Annotated in this window: 14 protein-coding genes and 2 tRNA genes; 5 read left to right on the top strand and 11 right to left on the bottom strand. The window is 54.3% G+C overall.

Features of this window, described 5'->3' with window-relative positions; genetic code table 11:
• Positions 1 to 36 precede the first annotated feature (36 nt).
• The 3 genes from BS640_RS12705 to orn form a co-directional block, all read right to left on the bottom strand.
• Positions 37 to 112, bottom strand: a tRNA-Gly gene (locus BS640_RS12705).
• A gap of 72 nt (positions 113 to 184) precedes the next feature.
• Positions 185 to 260 (bottom strand) — tRNA-Gly (locus tag BS640_RS12700).
• Positions 261 to 464: 204 nt separating this feature from the next.
• Positions 465 to 1010, bottom strand: a complete 546-nt coding sequence (gene orn, locus BS640_RS12695; RefSeq protein WP_084912682.1) for an oligoribonuclease — start codon at positions 1008 to 1010, stop codon at positions 465 to 467.
• A gap of 109 nt (positions 1011 to 1119) precedes the next feature.
• Between orn and rsgA the strand changes: the two genes are divergently transcribed.
• The 3 genes from rsgA to mscM all read left to right on the top strand — a co-directional run bounded on the left by rsgA (position 1120) and on the right by mscM (position 6533).
• Positions 1120 to 2157: a small ribosomal subunit biogenesis GTPase RsgA gene (gene rsgA, locus BS640_RS12690; RefSeq protein ID WP_017493733.1), complete on the top strand. Its 1038-nt coding sequence runs from the start codon at positions 1120 to 1122 to the stop codon at positions 2155 to 2157.
• A 116-nt stretch (positions 2158 to 2273) separates the two neighbouring features.
• On the top strand, positions 2274 to 3179 hold the full coding sequence (gene asd / locus BS640_RS12685; protein ID WP_017493732.1) for an archaetidylserine decarboxylase: 906 nt from the start codon (positions 2274 to 2276) through the stop codon (positions 3177 to 3179).
• A 21-nt stretch (positions 3180 to 3200) separates the two neighbouring features.
• On the top strand, positions 3201 to 6533 hold the full coding sequence (gene mscM / locus BS640_RS12680; RefSeq protein WP_017493731.1) for a miniconductance mechanosensitive channel MscM: 3333 nt from the start codon (positions 3201 to 3203) through the stop codon (positions 6531 to 6533).
• A gap of 45 nt (positions 6534 to 6578) precedes the next feature.
• On the opposite strand, the gene BS640_RS12675 is transcribed toward mscM, so the two are convergent.
• The 3 genes from BS640_RS12675 to epmA form a co-directional block, all read right to left on the bottom strand.
• Positions 6579 to 7937: an 8-oxoguanine deaminase gene (locus BS640_RS12675; RefSeq protein WP_084912681.1), complete on the bottom strand. Its 1359-nt coding sequence runs from the start codon at positions 7935 to 7937 to the stop codon at positions 6579 to 6581.
• Positions 7938 to 8024: 87 nt separating this feature from the next.
• The gene (locus tag BS640_RS12670; protein ID WP_084912680.1) at positions 8025 to 9401 is read right to left on the bottom strand and encodes a nucleobase:cation symporter-2 family protein; all 1377 of its coding nucleotides are present in this window, start codon (positions 9399 to 9401) and stop codon (positions 8025 to 8027) included.
• Positions 9402 to 9693: 292 nt separating this feature from the next.
• Positions 9694 to 10671, bottom strand: coding sequence for an elongation factor P--(R)-beta-lysine ligase (gene epmA / locus BS640_RS12665; protein ID WP_084912679.1), 978 nt, complete (start codon positions 10669 to 10671; stop codon positions 9694 to 9696).
• 107 nt (positions 10672 to 10778) lie between these two features.
• Between epmA and blc the strand changes: the two genes are divergently transcribed.
• Entirely contained in the window at positions 10779 to 11303 is a 525-nt protein-coding gene (blc, locus tag BS640_RS12660) for an outer membrane lipoprotein Blc (RefSeq protein ID WP_084912678.1), read from the top strand.
• Positions 11304 to 11351: 48 nt separating this feature from the next.
• On the opposite strand, the gene BS640_RS12655 is transcribed toward blc, so the two are convergent.
• From BS640_RS12655 to efp, 3 genes are all read right to left on the bottom strand, one after another.
• The gene (locus BS640_RS12655; RefSeq protein ID WP_017493726.1) at positions 11352 to 11486 is read right to left on the bottom strand and encodes an entericidin A/B family lipoprotein; all 135 of its coding nucleotides are present in this window, start codon (positions 11484 to 11486) and stop codon (positions 11352 to 11354) included.
• Positions 11487 to 11634: 148 nt separating this feature from the next.
• Positions 11635 to 11751, bottom strand: coding sequence for an entericidin A/B family lipoprotein (locus BS640_RS12650; RefSeq protein ID WP_376783578.1), 117 nt, complete (start codon positions 11749 to 11751; stop codon positions 11635 to 11637).
• Positions 11752 to 11857: 106 nt separating this feature from the next.
• On the bottom strand, positions 11858 to 12424 hold the full coding sequence (efp, locus tag BS640_RS12645; RefSeq protein ID WP_017493725.1) for an elongation factor P: 567 nt from the start codon (positions 12422 to 12424) through the stop codon (positions 11858 to 11860).
• Between the two features lie 40 nt (positions 12425 to 12464).
• Between efp and epmB the strand changes: the two genes are divergently transcribed.
• The gene (gene epmB / locus BS640_RS12640) at positions 12465 to 13493 is read left to right on the top strand and encodes an EF-P beta-lysylation protein EpmB (protein WP_026110778.1); all 1029 of its coding nucleotides are present in this window, start codon (positions 12465 to 12467) and stop codon (positions 13491 to 13493) included.
• Positions 13494 to 13596: 103 nt separating this feature from the next.
• On the opposite strand, the gene BS640_RS12635 is transcribed toward epmB, so the two are convergent.
• Positions 13597 to 13941 carry a DUF4156 domain-containing protein gene (locus BS640_RS12635; protein ID WP_084912677.1) on the bottom strand — a complete coding sequence of 115 codons (345 nt, stop codon included), beginning with the start codon at positions 13939 to 13941 and terminating at the stop codon, positions 13597 to 13599.
• A 358-nt stretch (positions 13942 to 14299) separates the two neighbouring features.
• Positions 14300 to 15946: a chaperonin GroEL gene (gene groL, locus BS640_RS12630; RefSeq protein ID WP_017493786.1), complete on the bottom strand. Its 1647-nt coding sequence runs from the start codon at positions 15944 to 15946 to the stop codon at positions 14300 to 14302.
• Between the last annotated feature and the right edge of the window lie 2 nt (positions 15947 to 15948).

The following is a 15948-nucleotide window of genomic DNA, read 5'->3' as shown; positions in this document are numbered from 1 at the left end:
TCTTTGATAAAACTTTGAAAGCCAATCAAAAAAATTTGGAGCGGGAAACGAGACTCGAACTCGCGACCCCGACCTTGGCAAGGTCGTGCTCTACCAACTGAGCTATTCCCGCGTCGCATGGTGCTACTGTTTTCTGTACTGCTATTTTTCTTTGATAAAACTTTGAAAGCCAATCAAAAAAATTTGGAGCGGGAAACGAGACTCGAACTCGCGACCCCGACCTTGGCAAGGTCGTGCTCTACCAACTGAGCTATTCCCGCTCTGCGTACTAACGAAATTCTTCATCGGTACGGGGTGCGCATTATACGAGAAATCTTTCGTCCCGCAAGCCCCCTTTCCCAAAAAAAACCGTTTTTATTCAATAAATCGTTCAAGTGCTGATTAAAAGAGCAAGGCGTTCAATTAACCAGCAATTTTTTACTTTTAACGCCGTAAATCAGACGAAAAAATATTTTAGCCCGTTATCACAGCTTGATAAAGTTTTCGCGATAGTAGGCCAGTTCGGCCACTGACTCGCGAATATCGTCCATCGCCTGATGCGTTCCCTGCTTGGTAAAGCCGTCGAGCACTTCTGGCTTCCAGCGACGCGCGAGCTCTTTCAGCGTACTGACGTCAAGGTAACGGTAATGGAAGTAAGACTCCAGCTCCGGCATGTACTTGAACAGGAAACGGCGATCCTGACCGATGCTGTTGCCGCAAATAGGAGATTTACCTGCCGGAACCCACTGTTTCAGGAACTCGATAGTCTTCTGCTGGGCGGCCTGTTCGTCATAAGGGCTGGCCTTGACGCGTTCCACTAATCCGCTTCCGGTGTGCGTACGCACGTTCCATTCGTCCATCAAGGCAAGCTGTGCGTCCGACTGATGCACCGCCATCACCGGCCCCTCGGCCAGAATATTCAGATTGGCGTCTGTCACTAACGTTGCGATTTCGATGATACGGTCGCGCTGCGGATCGAGGCCGGTCATTTCCAAATCGATCCAAATTAGATTGTTATCACTCGCTGACATAAATAGCTCCAGTCATGAAAAGTCCCACAACGGTTAATTAATACGAAATAGCTGGTATCATAGACGTTTTGGTCGCAACGAGCGATTAAAGCCAGTCAAGTGAGGCGCAGTGACTAAGATAAAACTGTCAAAAGGGCAACAACGTCGCGTTAACGCCAACCACGAACGTCGTCTGACTAAGACCGACAAGCGTAAAGAGCTGGACGACTCCCTGCACGGCGAACCCCAAGAGGGGGTGGTCATCAGCCGTTTCGGGATGCACGCCGACGTTGAAGCTTCCGACGGCAGCCAGCACCGCTGCAACATCCGTCGGACCATCCGTTCGCTGGTTACCGGCGACCGCGTCGTATGGCGCTCCGGCGAGAACGCCAGCGTCAAAGGTATCGTTGAAGCCGTGCATGAACGCACGTCGGTACTGACACGTCCAGATTTCTACGATGGCGTTAAACCGATTGCCGCTAACATCAATCAGATTGTGATTGTCTCGGCCATCCTGCCCGAGCTGTCACTCAACATCATCGACCGCTATCTGGTGGCCTGCGAAACCGTTGAGGTCGAGCCGCTGATCGTGCTGAACAAAATCGATCTGCTGGACGACGAAAGCCGTAAATTCGTGGCACAAATGATGGATATCTATCGCCACATCAACTATCGCGTCCTTGAAGTGTCGAGCTATACCGGTGAAGGCATGCCGGAATTTATCGCCGCGCTGACCGACCGCATCAGCATCTTTGCCGGTCAGTCGGGCGTGGGTAAATCGAGCCTGCTGAACGCGCTGCTGCCACCGAGCGACCAACAGATTCTGGTTAACGATGTCTCGGATAACTCGGGGCTCGGCCAGCACACCACTACTGCTGCGCGGCTTTATCACTTCCAGCACGGTGGTGACGTCATCGACTCCCCGGGCGTGCGTGAATTCGGCCTGTGGCACCTTGCCCCTGAGCAAATTACCCAGGGCTTTGTCGAGTTCCGCCCTTATCTGGGCTACTGCAAGTTCCGCGACTGTAAACACGGCAGCGATCCGGGCTGTGCAATTCGTGAAGCCGTCGACAAAGGCGAGATTGCCGAGGAGCGTTTTGACAACTATCACCGTATTCTCGAAAGCATGGCCGATGTAAAAACGCGTAAAAACTTCGATGAACTTTAAAAAACGCCGGTAATTTCAGTACAATTGCCGGTTCGTTTTTGGCTATTTATTTTTCATTTTTTTATTTCCTACGATCTGTCGCTTAGTGCGGCAGACGATACTTTAAGAGGCTCCCCGTGCTGGATAGGATCAAAATAAAACTTCAATACTTACTTCCTAAACAAGGGCTGACCCGACTTGCCGGCTGGGGTGCAGAACGCCGCGCCGCGATGCTGACCCAGTGGGTAATCAAAGCTTTTGCCAGCTATTACAAAGTTGATATGAAAGAAGCGCTGGACCCGAACTTTTCGGCTTACCCAACCTTTAATGAATTCTTCGTGCGTCCGCTGCGCGATGGCGCTCGCCCTGTTGTCAGCGGGCTGGACATGCTGTGCCTGCCTGCCGACGGCGCAATAAGCCAGCTGGGTGCGATTGTCGACAGCAAGCTGTTCCAGGCTAAAGGCCATTTCTACACTCTCGAAGCGCTGCTGGCTGGCAACTATCAGTTGGCTGAACAGTTCAAAGAAGGCCTGTTTGCAACCACTTATCTGGCCCCGCGCGACTACCACCGCGTTCACATGCCGTGCGACGGCGTACTGCGCGAGATGACCTACGTACCGGGCGACCTGTTCTCGGTTAACCCGCTGACCGCCGCGAATGTGCCTAATCTGTTCGCACGCAATGAACGCGTCATCTGCGTGTTCGATACTGAATTTGGCCCAATGGTACAAATCCTGGTTGGCGCGACCATCGTGGGCAGCATCGAAACCGTATGGTCTGGTCAGGTTACCCCGCCGCGTGAAGGTATTATCAAACGCTGGACCTACCCTGCTGCCGGTGAAGAAGGCGCGATCGCGCTGGAAAAAGGCCAGGAAATGGGCCGCTTCAAGCTCGGTTCAACCGTTATCAACCTTTTTGCCGCCAATCAGGTCGAATTTATGCCACAGTTGAAAAACGGCACCGTAACGCGCATGGGCGAACCTTTTGCCGAGGCGTTGCGCCCACACGCCGTCGAACCGGTCTCTGCCGAGAACGTTATTTAAGTTTGTTGAAAGGAAATTGTCGTGCGCCTGATCTCAACCCTGTTGCTGAGTTTGCTGTTGGCGCTGCCACTGTATGCCAACGCAGCGCTTTCAGAAGACCAGCTCCAGCAAGAGCTAAAACAAGCCCAATCCAGTAAGGATACGGCCAATCAGGCGCAGATCGTCGAGTTGCTGCAAAATGCGATTAACTGGATGGGTGAGGCACGTGCTTCCCTCGCCCGCTCAGGACAATACCAGACGGTCATCGACGACTTTCCGCGCCTGACGCAGAGCCTGCGTCAGGAGCTAAAAACCCAGAGTGAAAAAGCGCTGCCGGTGGACGACAGCCTCTCAAGCGCTGAGCTTGACCAGCAGATCCTGCAGGTCAGCAGCCAGCTGCTCGAAGAAGCACGCCAGCTGCGCCAGGAGCAGGACCGTTCGCGGGAGATAAGTGATTCCCTGAGTCAACTTCCACAGCAGCAGTCTGAGGCCCGCAACGCACTGGCCGACGTCGATCAACGCCTGCAAAATCTCACCAAGAGCAATTCACCGCTGGCGCAGGCTCAAGCCAAGGCGTTACAGGCAGAATCTGCCGCCCGCAAGGCGCGCGTCGACGAGCTTGAGTTGGCACAGCTTTCTGCGAGTAATCGTCAGGAACTGTCGCGTATCCGCGCCGAACTGTATAAGACGCGTCACGATCGTCTCGATGAACTGCTGCAAACGCTGCGCAACAATCTCAACAGCCAGCGCCAGCGCGAGGCCGAAAATGCGCTTGAAAAAACTGAGCAACTGGCCGAGCAGAGCGGTGAGCTGCCGAAATCGATTACCCAACAGTTGCAGGCCAACCGCGAGCTTTCGCTGGCGCTAAACCAGCAGGCGCAGCGCATGGACCTCATCTCCTCCCAGCAACGTCAGGCCGCCGCGCAAACATTGCAGGTTCGTCAGGCACTGAGCACCATCCGCGAGCAGGCGCAGTGGCTCGACGCATCGCCGCTGCTCGGTGAAACCCTGCGTGCCCAGGTTGCCAAGCTGCCTGAAATGCCAAAACCACAGCAGCTCGACGGTGAGATGGGTCAGCTGCGGGTGCAGCGGCTGCACTATGAAGACTTACTCGGTAAACAGCAGCAGTACCGCCAGGGGCGTCAGGACGACGGCCAACCGCTGAGCGCCGCACAGCAAAAAATTCTTCAAGCGCAGTTGAAAACTCAGACCGATTTGCTCAACTCGCTGCTTTCAGGGTGTGACACCCAAATTCTTGAGCTGACCAAGCTCAAGGTCGCCAATACCCAGCTGGTTGACGCGCTTAAAGACATTAATGACGCCGCGCACCGCTATCTGTTCTGGGTCGCCGACGTCAGCCCGCTGAGCTTCAATTATCCGCTACAAACCATGCACGACCTGAATCGTCTGCTATCACTGGATACACTCTCGCAGCTGGGCAAAGCCTCGGTGATGATGGTTACCAGCAAAGAAACGCTGCTGCCGCTGTTTGGCGCACTGATTTTGGTGATTGTCAGCATCAGCTCCCGTCGCCACTACTACAACTTCCTTGACCGTGCCAGCAGCCGCGTTGGCAAGGTCACTCAGGACCACTTCTCGCTCACCGCCCGCACGGTATTTTGGTCGATTCTGGTCGCCCTGCCCCTGCCAGTGCTGTGGGCGGCGTTGGGTTACGGCCTGCAAAGCGCGTGGCCATTCCCGATAGCGGTCGCCATCGGTGACGGCGTGACCGCCGCGCTGCCGGTACTGTGGCTGTTTATGATAAGCCACTATCTGGCGCATCCGAAAGGGCTGTTCATCACCCACTTCAACTGGCCGCAGCGCCGCGTTTCGCGTGCGCTGCGCTACTACTCGCTGTCAATCTGGCTGGTCGTGCCGTTGATTATGGCGCTGATAACCTTCGATAATCTCAACGACCGCGAGTTCTCCAACACGCTGGGAAGACTGTGCTTTATCATTCTTTGCGTACTGCTGAGTCTGGTGACGCAGAGCCTGAAACGTGCCGGTATTCCGCTGTATCTCGACAAGCAGGGCAACGGCGAGAACCTGCTGAACAGCACGCTCTGGTGGTTGATGCTGAGTGCACCGCTGATTGCGGCCTTTGCCTCAATGCTCGGCTATCTGGCGACCTCACAGGCGCTTCTGGCGCGTCTGGAAACGTCGCTGGCCATCTGGTTCCTGCTGCTGGTCATTTACCACATCATCCGCCGCTGGATGCTGATTCAACGCCGTAAAATTGCCTTCGAACGCGCCAAACAGCGCCGTGCCGAAATCCTCTCGCAGCGTGCGCGCGGTGAAGAGGAACAGCAGGTAAACAGCAATGAAGGGGCGATTGAAATCGAGGAGCCGGTGGTCGATCTCGACGCCATCAGCGCCCAGTCTCTGCGTCTGGTACGTTCACTGTTGGCGATGGTTGCGCTGGTGTCGTTAATTTTCCTGTGGTCGGAAATCCATTCGGCGTTCTCTTTCCTCGAGAACATCAAGCTGTGGGACGTTTCCTCGACCACCCAGGGCGTCGAGAGCATGCAGCCGATCACGCTGGGCCACGTGCTGATCGCCATTCTGGTTCTGATCATCACCACCCAGCTGGTGCGTAACCTGCCCGCCCTGCTCGAGCTGGCGCTGTTACAGCATCTGGATCTGACGCCGGGCACCGGTTATGCGGCGCTGACTATCACCAAATACGCGGTATTGCTGATAGGTGGGCTGACCGGGTTCTCGATGCTTGGCATCGAATGGGGCAAGCTGCAGTGGCTGGTCGCGGCGATGGGCGTGGGGCTGGGCTTTGGTTTACAGGAGATCTTCGCCAACTTTATTTCAGGCCTGATGATCCTGTTTGAAAAGCCTATCCGCATCGGCGATACGGTGACTATTCGTAATTTGACCGGCAGCGTGACCAAGATTAATACCCGAGCGACAACCATCGTCGACTGGGACCGCAAAGAGATCATCGTGCCAAACAAGGCGTTCATCACCGAGCAGTTTATCAACTGGTCGCTGTCGGACTCCGTCACGCGCGTGGTGTTGACGGTGCCCGCACCGGTAGAGGCAAACAGCGAAGAGGTGACGTCTATTCTTACCCAGGCGGCGCGCAAATGTTCGCTGGTGCTGGATACACCGGCTCCAGAGGCGTATCTGGTCGACCTGCAACAGGGTATTCAGATCTTCGAGCTGCGTATGCACGCCGCAGAAATGGCGCACCGTATGCCGCTGCGTCATGAAATCCACCAGCTGATTCTGGCCGGGTTCCGCGAGCATGGCATTATTCTGCCATTCCCGCCTTTCCAGGTCCGCATGGAGACGTTGCATCGCGGCCAAAACGGCAGCAACGCCACGATCAGCAGCGCCGGTCCACGATCGCCGGGCGACCTCTAAAGCTCCTGTTGGCTCCCTGCATATCACGCACAGGGAGCCACCACCTTAAATGTCGGCAAACAGTCGCTTCGCAGCATGACGATGCCGGGCTATCAGCGACTTCACATCCAGGCCGACAATTTGCCCCTCACGTACGCGCCACTTTCCGCCGACCATCACGCTGTCAGCGCGTTCTGCCCCACACAGCAACAGCGCGGCGATCGGGTCATGACTTCCGCTAAAACGCAGCTCGTCCAGCCTAAATAACGCCAGATCCGCCTGTTTACCCACCGCAAGCTGCCCGATATCCTCGCGGCCAATGACCCGTGCAGATCCCCGCGTTGCCCAGCCTAGGATCCGCTCCGGCGTGGCGTATTCTGTTCCGTAACGCAGACGCTGGAGATAAAGCGCCTGCCGCGCCTCATACATCAGGTTTGAGGCGTCGTTTGAGGCGGATCCATCCACGCCAAGGCCGATCGGTGCCCCTGCCGCCTCGAGATCCCGCGTTGGACACATGCCTGACGCCAGCCGCATGTTAGATACCGGACAGTGGCAAATGCCGGTACCCGCAGCGCCCAGTCGGCGGATCTCTTCTTCGTTGAAATGGATCCCATGAGCCAGCCAGGTCCTATCGCTGAGCCAGCCGACGCTGTCGAGATAGTCGACCGTGCGCAGGCCAAAGCGCTCAAGGCAAAACTGCTCCTCGTCCAGCGTTTCGGCCAGATGGGTGTGCAGACGGACATCCTCGCGCTGCGCCATCGCGGCGCTTTCTCGCATGATATCGGGGGTCACGGAGAACGGCGAGCAAGGCGCCAGCGCGATTTGCATCCAGGCTCCCTCGCCGCGCTGGTGATAGCGCTGAATCAGCCGCTGGCTGTCTTCCAGAATCACCTCGGCGGATTGCACCGTATGCATCGGCGGCAGACCGCCGTCGTCTTCCCCGAGGCTCATCGAGCCGCGAGTCAATAAGGCGCGCATGCCCAATTCACCGACCACCTCGACCTGAACGTCGATGGCCTCTTCCATCCCCTGCGGAAACAGATAGTGATGGTCGGTGGTCGTGGTACAGCCAGAGAGCAGCAGCTCGGCCATTGCAACGCGGCTCGCTAACGCCAGCGCTTCAGGCTGGAGACGGGCCCACACGGGATAAAGCTGTTTTAACCACGGGAATAGCGGGGCATTGACCACTGGTGCCCAGGCTCGCGTCAGCGTCTGATAAAAGTGGTGATGGGTGTTGATAAGACCCGGCAGCAGCACGCATTCGGCGGCGTCAATGACACTGTCTACCGGCCGCGCTGGCTGCTGCCCCGCGGACAGCAGCTCGGCGATGCGTGAGCCTTCAATAACGAGACCGCCGGCGGCGTCGAGCTGGTTGGCGGTGAAAACGGCGAGAGGGTTTTTGATCCAAGTACGTTGCGTCAACATAACTGGCTCCTTTAAGTTGATAATCATAAGGTTAGCCAGCTCAGTTATGCCCTGTCTGCTGATCCAGGGGCGCCGCAGCGCAGGATATCAGTTTGCTTTAATCGATTTCACTGGCTCAATGACCATCGCGGTAGTTTTTTCCATTGGCATCAGGAAATTCAGCAACATAGCGACAATTCCACCGCTGGTCACCGCATGACCAAAGATATTGCCCACGACCTGTGGGAACTGTTTAAGGACTTCAGGCACGGCTTCGATTCCCAGCCCGATCCCCAATGAAATAGCGATAATCAGCATCTCGCGGCGGCCAAGCGGTGCCTGAGTCATAATACGAATACCCGCGGCTACCACACTGCCGAACATCACCAGCGTTGCTCCCCCCAGCACCGGTGCGGGAATTTGCTGCAACAGGCCACCGATAGCCGGGAAAAGGCCTAGCACCACAAGTAAAACGCCGATATAGAGCCCCACGCGGCGACTGGCTACGCCGGTCATCTGGATAACGCCATTATTCTGCGCGAAAGTCGTATTTGGGAAAGAGGATAACATTGCCGCAATCATGCAGCTCACACCGTCAGCTAGAATCCCGCCCTTCAGACGCTTGCGGAAAGCCTCCCCCTCAATCGGCTGCTGCGACAGCATGCAGTTGGCGGTCAGGTCACCGACTGCCTCGAGAATGCTGATGAAAGAGACCAACGCGATCGGCACGAAGACAGTCCAATCGAAATGGAAACCAAAGCGGAACAGGCGCGGCAACTCAAACCAGCTCCCCTGTAGCGGCTTGAAGGTCAGATGGCCGGTCAACGCGGCGGCGAGGCAACCTACGGCAATACCGACCACAATGGCAGACAGGCGCAGCGCACGCACGGGAATACGGTTAAGAATAACAATCACCAGCAGGGTTAATGCCCCAAGCCCAAGGTTAGCCGGTGCGCCAAAGTCGGCTGCGCCGTTGCCACCGCCCCAATCGGTGATGCTCACCTTGATAAGGCTGATACCAATAAGTACGATGACAGTTCCGGTCACCAGCGGTGTAAATACACGGCGCAGCTGACCGATGAAACGACTGATCAACAGCGGAATAAAGGCGGCAACAAAGTTAACGCCGAAGATCATCGCCATGATGTCTTCCGGCGAGCCACCGCGACTTTTCACCAGAAAGCCGCCGGAGAGGATCACGCCCAGAAAAGCAAAACTGGTTCCCTGCAGGCAGATCATTCCTGCGCCGATCCCCATGATACGGCGTGCCTGAATAAAGGTGCCTATCCCGGAAGCCAGCAGCGACATGCTTATCAGATAAGGCAGGTAGGCATTAAGCCCAAGTACCGACCCAACGATCAGCGGCGGAGTGATGATCCCAACCACACTTGCCAGCAGGTGTTGTACGGCGGTGAAAAACGCAGTCGCAGGAGCGATGCGGGCTTCCAGCCCATAGAGCAGCTCTTTTTCATTGGATTCTGACATAACGTGGTTCCGCGATAAGGGAGTATTACCCCTTTAATGCATAAACCAGGCCATTCGGTAAAAAACTAAGCATAACTTGTATAACTTAATGAAAAATAATGTATTTTTCGCATAATTTTTTACTGAAACTTTAAAATCATAAAATACTAATTTGCATACTTTTGTTTCATCAGACGTGAAATCCTCATAGATTCGCACTATGAATGTGCAAAGCACCGCCACAAGGCAAGATTTGTAGATAAAAAAAATCCTGACCCACAGGGACAGGATTTCTTATCGCTGCGCGAGAATATCAGGCGCGGGTAACGGGGAAAGCCAATACGTCGGCGATGCTGTCGGCACCTAGCGCAATCATAATCAGGCGATCGACGCCCAGCGCAACACCGGAACACTCCGGCATGCCGTGCTTCAAGGCATCCAGCAGATTGTTGTCGATAGGATGCTGCGGCAGGCCGCGTGCGGCGCGCTTTCGGTTGTCCTGCTCAAAGCGCTGACGCTGCTCGTTGCCGTCGGTCAATTCACGGAATCCGTTGGCTAGCTCAACGCCTTTGTAGTAGACCTCAAAACGCTCGGCAACGCGGTGGTCTTCGGTACTTATTTCGGCCAGGGACGCCTGCGTCGCCGGGAAATGGTAAACGAAAGTCGGCTTTTCTCGCCCGATATGCGGTTCAACGCCCATCGCGAACAACAGCTGGAGCAGCGTGTCACGATCCTCTTCTTCATCGGCAATGTTGGAAAGATCCAGCTTGGCGGCTGCTTCACGCAGTTGCGCTTTGTCGGCAGACAAAGGGTCGACGTCAAGATGGCGGATAAACACCTGCTGATAGGAGACCGTTTCGGCGCTGTCGCAGTCGAGGATCTGTTGTAGCAGGTCATCCACTTCATTCATCAGGCGATACATGTCATAGCGTGGGCGATACCACTCGAGCATGGTGAATTCGGGATTATGATACCGACCGGCCTCTTCGTTGCGAAAACTGCGGCCCATCTGATAAATAGGACCACTGCCCGCGGCCAGCAGGCGTTTCATATGATACTCTGGGCTGGTCATCATGTAGAGCGTCATGCCCTCGGCGGCACCGGGGCCGACGAAGCGCGTCTCAAAAGGAAACAGGTGAATGTCGGTGATCGTTGCCTGGCTCATGGTCGGTGTCTCCACCTCCAGAACGCCACGATCGCTGAAAAAACGTCGAATTTCAGCTACGATTGCCGCACGCTTCAACAAATTGGCGATAGATGCACTGGGTTGCCAGCTTGCTGTTTCGCTCATGATGATTTACTCCGATATCAGACAGGGCATGCAGTCTACTCGCATCCCCGCAGGCAAACAAATTTCCGTTGGCTACACTTAAGGCTTAACGTGAGAAAGGGACGACTATGCGAATCTGGGCAAAATTAGGTGTATTTATTTCTGCATTACTTTCAGTCGGTTGTAGCATTAATCCGCCTGAGAACGTCAAAGTGGTCAATAACTTCGAGTTAAATCGCTATCTGGGCACCTGGTATGAGGTGGCGCGGCTGGATCACGGCTTCGAAAGGGGCATGGAGCAGGTCACCGCCAATTACAGCCTGCGCAACGACGGCGGCGTGAAGGTGATCAACCGCGGATTCAACCCGGCGAAAAACAAATGGCAGCAGAGTGAAGGAAAAGGCTATTTCACCGGCCCAACCTCACGCGCCGCACTCAAGGTTTCCTTCTTTGGGCCGTTTTATGGCGGCTACAACGTGATTGAGCTCGACAAAGACTATCAGTACGCGCTGGTGTGTGGACCGGATAAAAGCTATCTGTGGATCCTCTCACGAACGCCTCAGCTTGATGCCGGGGTAAAACAGCATTTGCTGGAAACCGCGCAGCGCTATGGTTTTGATACCGATAAACTGGTGTGGGTTAAACAGCCTTAGGCGAGCTAAATCGGGTGACACGGCAAATCGGCGTCACCCAGTTAGCAATTACTGTGCAGCTCTGGAAACGGCGTGACCACCGGCAGAAATGTCTTCACCCACGCCGCGCGTCGTGTTGCAGGCGGTTAACAGGCTTGAGAGAACGATAACTGACACGAGGGTGAGAATACTTTTCTTCAGCATATAAAAATCCTTCCTATAAGAGAATGTAAAGTATAACGCTCTAAGTGTAGTTAAAATTGGCGCGGAGTGGAGCGAGTTGATGAAATTTCGGACAAATAAGAACAAGTGCAGAAACGTGGATACTCGGCGAAAAAAAGGCCGACCTAAGTCAGCCTGCTCGGGAAATGGCTCCGCCGAGGTGTGACACGTCTTCACCAAAACCGTGAACCGTATTGCATCCGCTTAACGCTGCCAGTGCCAGCACTGAAACCACGATAAACAACATTCTCTTCAACATTGTAAACGTATTCCAAAAATTCAAAGGGTCGAACGTAAGCACCGCGGCAGCCTGGCCACCGCAGCGCCTTATGCGTTATACGTCTGCGCGAAAATTACTTAACGCGAGAAACGTATTCGCCAGAACGGGTATCAACACGAACAACTTCACCGATCTGTACGAACAATGGAACCTTAACAACTGCGCCAGTAGACAGAGTCGCTGGTTTACCGCCGGTACCGGCAGTGTCACCTTTCAGGCCTGGGTCAGTTTCGGTGATTTCAGCTTCGATGAAGTTCGGTGGCTGAACTGCGATAGGACGACCGTCCCACAGAGTCACGATACATTCCGCATTGTCCTGCAACCATTTAGCCGCGTCACCTACGGTTTTCTCTTCAACACCGTGCTGCTCGAAAGTCTCAGGGTGCATGAAGTGGAAGAACTCACCGTCGTTGTACAGGTAGTTCATGTTGGTATCAACAACGTCCGCACCTTCGCAAGAGTCGGTAGACTTGAAGGTTTTCTCTACGCGAGAACCGGTCAGCAGACGACGCATCTTAACGCGTGCGAAAGCCTGACCCTTGCCCGGTTTTACAAATTCACTTGATTCGATAGCGTAAGGCTCGCTTTCGAACATGATTTTAAGACCCGGACGGAAATCGTTGCTAGAATAAGTCGCCATAATGGCCCTCTAATTTTAAACTGGTAGCTTAGCCAAAAAAATGGCACACATTGTAACCCTAAATACGCCATTTAGAGAAGATTGGTTGTATCAACTCGGCGATGTTATTACAGACCCGGACGAACTGCTTACTCTTCTGGCACTTAACGATCATGCAGAACTGCAGCAGGGCCGCGAAGCCCGTCGTTTGTTCCCGTTGCGCGTGCCGCGCGCGTTTGTTGCGCGCATGCAGCCGGGATGTCCACAAGACCCTTTACTTTTGCAGGTTCTGACTGCGCGCGAAGAATTTATCGCGGCACCCGGCTTTAGCACCGACCCGCTCGATGAACAAAAAAGCGTGGTACCGGGGCTGCTGCACAAGTATCGCAATCGCGCACTACTGCTGGTCAAAGGCGGCTGTGCGGTGAACTGTCGCTACTGCTTCAGACGCCACTTTCCCTATCAGGACAACCAGGGAAACAAAAATAATTGGTCTCAGGCGCTGGAGTATATCCGCACTCAGCCGGAACTGGATGAAATAATTTTCTCCGGTGGTGACCCGCTGATGGCAAAAGACCACGAACTCGACTGGCTCATCAGCGAGCTGGAAGCCATTCCACACATTAAACGTCTGCGTATTCACAGCCGTTTACCGGTGGTTATCCCTGCTCGCATCACGCAGGGGCTCTGTGAGCGCCTGCGTGAGTCCAGGCTGCAGGTCCTGATGGTGACCCACATCAATCACGCTAATGAAATTGATGACGAGCTGAGAAACAGTATGGCGCGTCTGAAAAAATCCGGTGTGACGCTGCTCAACCAAAGCGTGTTGCTGCGCGGCGTGAACGACAACGTCGAGACGCTGGCGACGCTGAGCAATGCGCTGTTTGATGCGGGCATTTTACCGTATTACATCCACGTGCTGGACAAGGTGCAGGGCGCGGCGCACTTTATGGTCGAGGATGACGAGGCAAGAGCGCTTATCAAAGGTTTGCTGAGTCGCGTATCGGGTTATCTGGTGCCCACCCTCACCCGCGAGATTGGTGGGCAGCCGAGCAAGACGCCGCTGGACTTAGGTCTGACGCAATCCTGATTTTTCACTGAATTTTTTCGGAGTCTGCGCAGATTGATGCCAAGCAAAAGGGATGCCCGTTGGCATCCCTTTTTTATTGGCTATGGTTATCGGTTGTGGCCGCTTATGGGCACTTATAAACCTGACCGACCATTTTGCTGTCCAGCGGTGCAAAGCTGGAGAAGATATTCTGCGTTGGGCTATTGGCACCATAAATGGTATTGCCGCCCAGTGCCGCCGCCTTGTTACGCAAATCGTTTGCCGCGCCGCGCATGGAGCTGCCGTCACCGGAGGTCCCTGACAACCAGTTGCTTTGAGCACCGGTCACGGTTCCCAGAGCCTGACACTGGCTGCTCGGTTTTTCGTCGGTGAATTTCACCTGTTGACCGGCAGAGCTTAATTGATTTGCTGTGCTGCAACCCGCCAGCAGCATGACTGCCGAAAGGCCAAGCAACATTTTAATCCGCATCTCTTTCCCCATTTGTTTTGAGAAGTACCTAACGCCTATCAGATAACATTTCGCAATCTAAGGCATCCGTTGCCGAGTTTACCTAAAATTCAACGCATTATCTGACACGAACCCGTGGCAGAGCGTGCCCATAGTTTACACGTTATTTAATCAGGACGATGAGACTTATCTTACTTAACACCACAAAATAAAGGTACAAATTTCAGAATCACTTCACATTTAAGCGTTCGCTAAGCAGACGGCAGACTAAACCCTGAAAACCATCCATAAAAAAACCCGACCTTAAAGGCCGGGCTTCTTTAGTGCTGACCGAGCCGAAGCCCAGTCAGAACGCAGCAGAAAGACTGCCGGGGGATGATTACATCATGCCGCCCATGCCGCCCATTCCACCCATACCGCCAGCGCCGCCCATGTCGACTTTGTCGTCTTTAGGCAGGTCGGTAATCATGCACTCGGTGGTGATCATCAGGCCAGCTACAGAAGACGCGTACTGCAGAGCAGAACGGGTAACTTTAGTTGGATCCAGGATACCCATCGCGATCATATCGCCGTATTCTTCGGTGTAAGCGTTATAGCCGTAGCTGCCTTCACCCGCTTTCACGTTGTTGGCGATAACAGAAGCTTCTTCACCGGCGTTGATAACGATCTGACGCAGAGGTGCTTCCATTGCACGCAGTGCAACTTTGATACCTACGGTCTGGTCTTCGTTGTCGCCTTTCAGGCCAGCCAGTTTGTGAGCAACGCGGATCAGCGCAACACCACCACCGGCAACCACGCCTTCTTCAACCGCAGCACGGGTAGCGTGCAGGGCATCTTCAACGCGTGCTTTCTTCTCTTTCATTTCAACTTCAGTCGCTGCGCCCACTTTCAGAACGGCAACGCCGCCTGCCAGTTTAGCCACACGCTCTTGCAGTTTTTCTTTATCGTAGTCAGAGGTCGCTTCTTCGATCTGCTGACGGATCTGATTTACGCGGCCCTGAATGGTGGTTTCGTCACCGATACCATCGATGATGATGGTGGTGTCTTTGTTGATAACAACGCGCTTAGCCTGACCCATGTCTTCCAGGGTCGCTTTTTCCAGCTCCATACCGATCTCTTCAGAGATTACGGTACCGCCGGTCAGGGTTGCGATGTCTTGCAGCATAGCTTTACGACGGTCGCCGAAGCCTGGTGCTTTAACAGCAGCAACTTTCACGATGCCACGCATGGTGTTAACAACCAGCGTTGCCAGTGCTTCACCTTCAACGTCTTCTGCAACGATAAGCAGTGGTTTACCGGCTTTAGCAACGGCTTCCAGAACTGGCAGCATTTCGCGAATGTTGGAGATTTTTTTGTCGGCCAGCAGGATGAACGGGCTTTCAAGTTCAACAGCGCCAGTTTCTGGCTTGTTGATGAAGTAAGGAGACAGGTAGCCGCGGTCAAACTGCATACCTTCAACAACGTCCAGCTCGTCGATCAGGCCAGTGCCTTCTTCAACGGTGATAACGCCTTCTTTGCCTACTTTTTCCATCGCCTGAGCAATCAGTTTGCCCACGGTTTCGTCGGAGTTGGCAGAAATAGTACCAACCTGAGCGATAGCTTTAGAGTCAGAGCAAGGAACGGACAGCTTTTTCAGCTCTTCAACCGCGTTAACGACAGCTTTGTCGATACCGCGCTTAACGTCCATTGGGTTCATACCGGCAGCAACAGCTTTCAGACCTTCGGTGATGATGGCCTGAGCCAGCACGGTTGCAGTCGTAGTACCGTCACCCGCAGCATCGTTAGCTTTGGACGCAACTTCTTTCACCATCTGAGCGCCCATGTTTTCGAACTTGTCTTCCAGTTCGATTTCACGCGCAACAGAAACGCCGTCTTTAGTAATCGTTGGCGCACCAAAAGATTTGTCCAAAACGACGTTACGGCCTTTAGGGCCTAAGGTCACTTTAACTGCGTTAGCCAGAATGTTAACGCCGTTAAGCATTTTTACGCGGGCGTCGTTACCGAATTTTACATCTTTAGCTGACATTA

The sequence above is a fragment of the Rouxiella badensis genome (genome assembly GCF_002093665.1).
In the GTDB taxonomy this organism is placed as follows: domain Bacteria; phylum Pseudomonadota; class Gammaproteobacteria; order Enterobacterales; family Enterobacteriaceae; genus Rouxiella; species Rouxiella badensis.
This window is presented reverse-complemented; position numbering and strand designations above follow the sequence as displayed.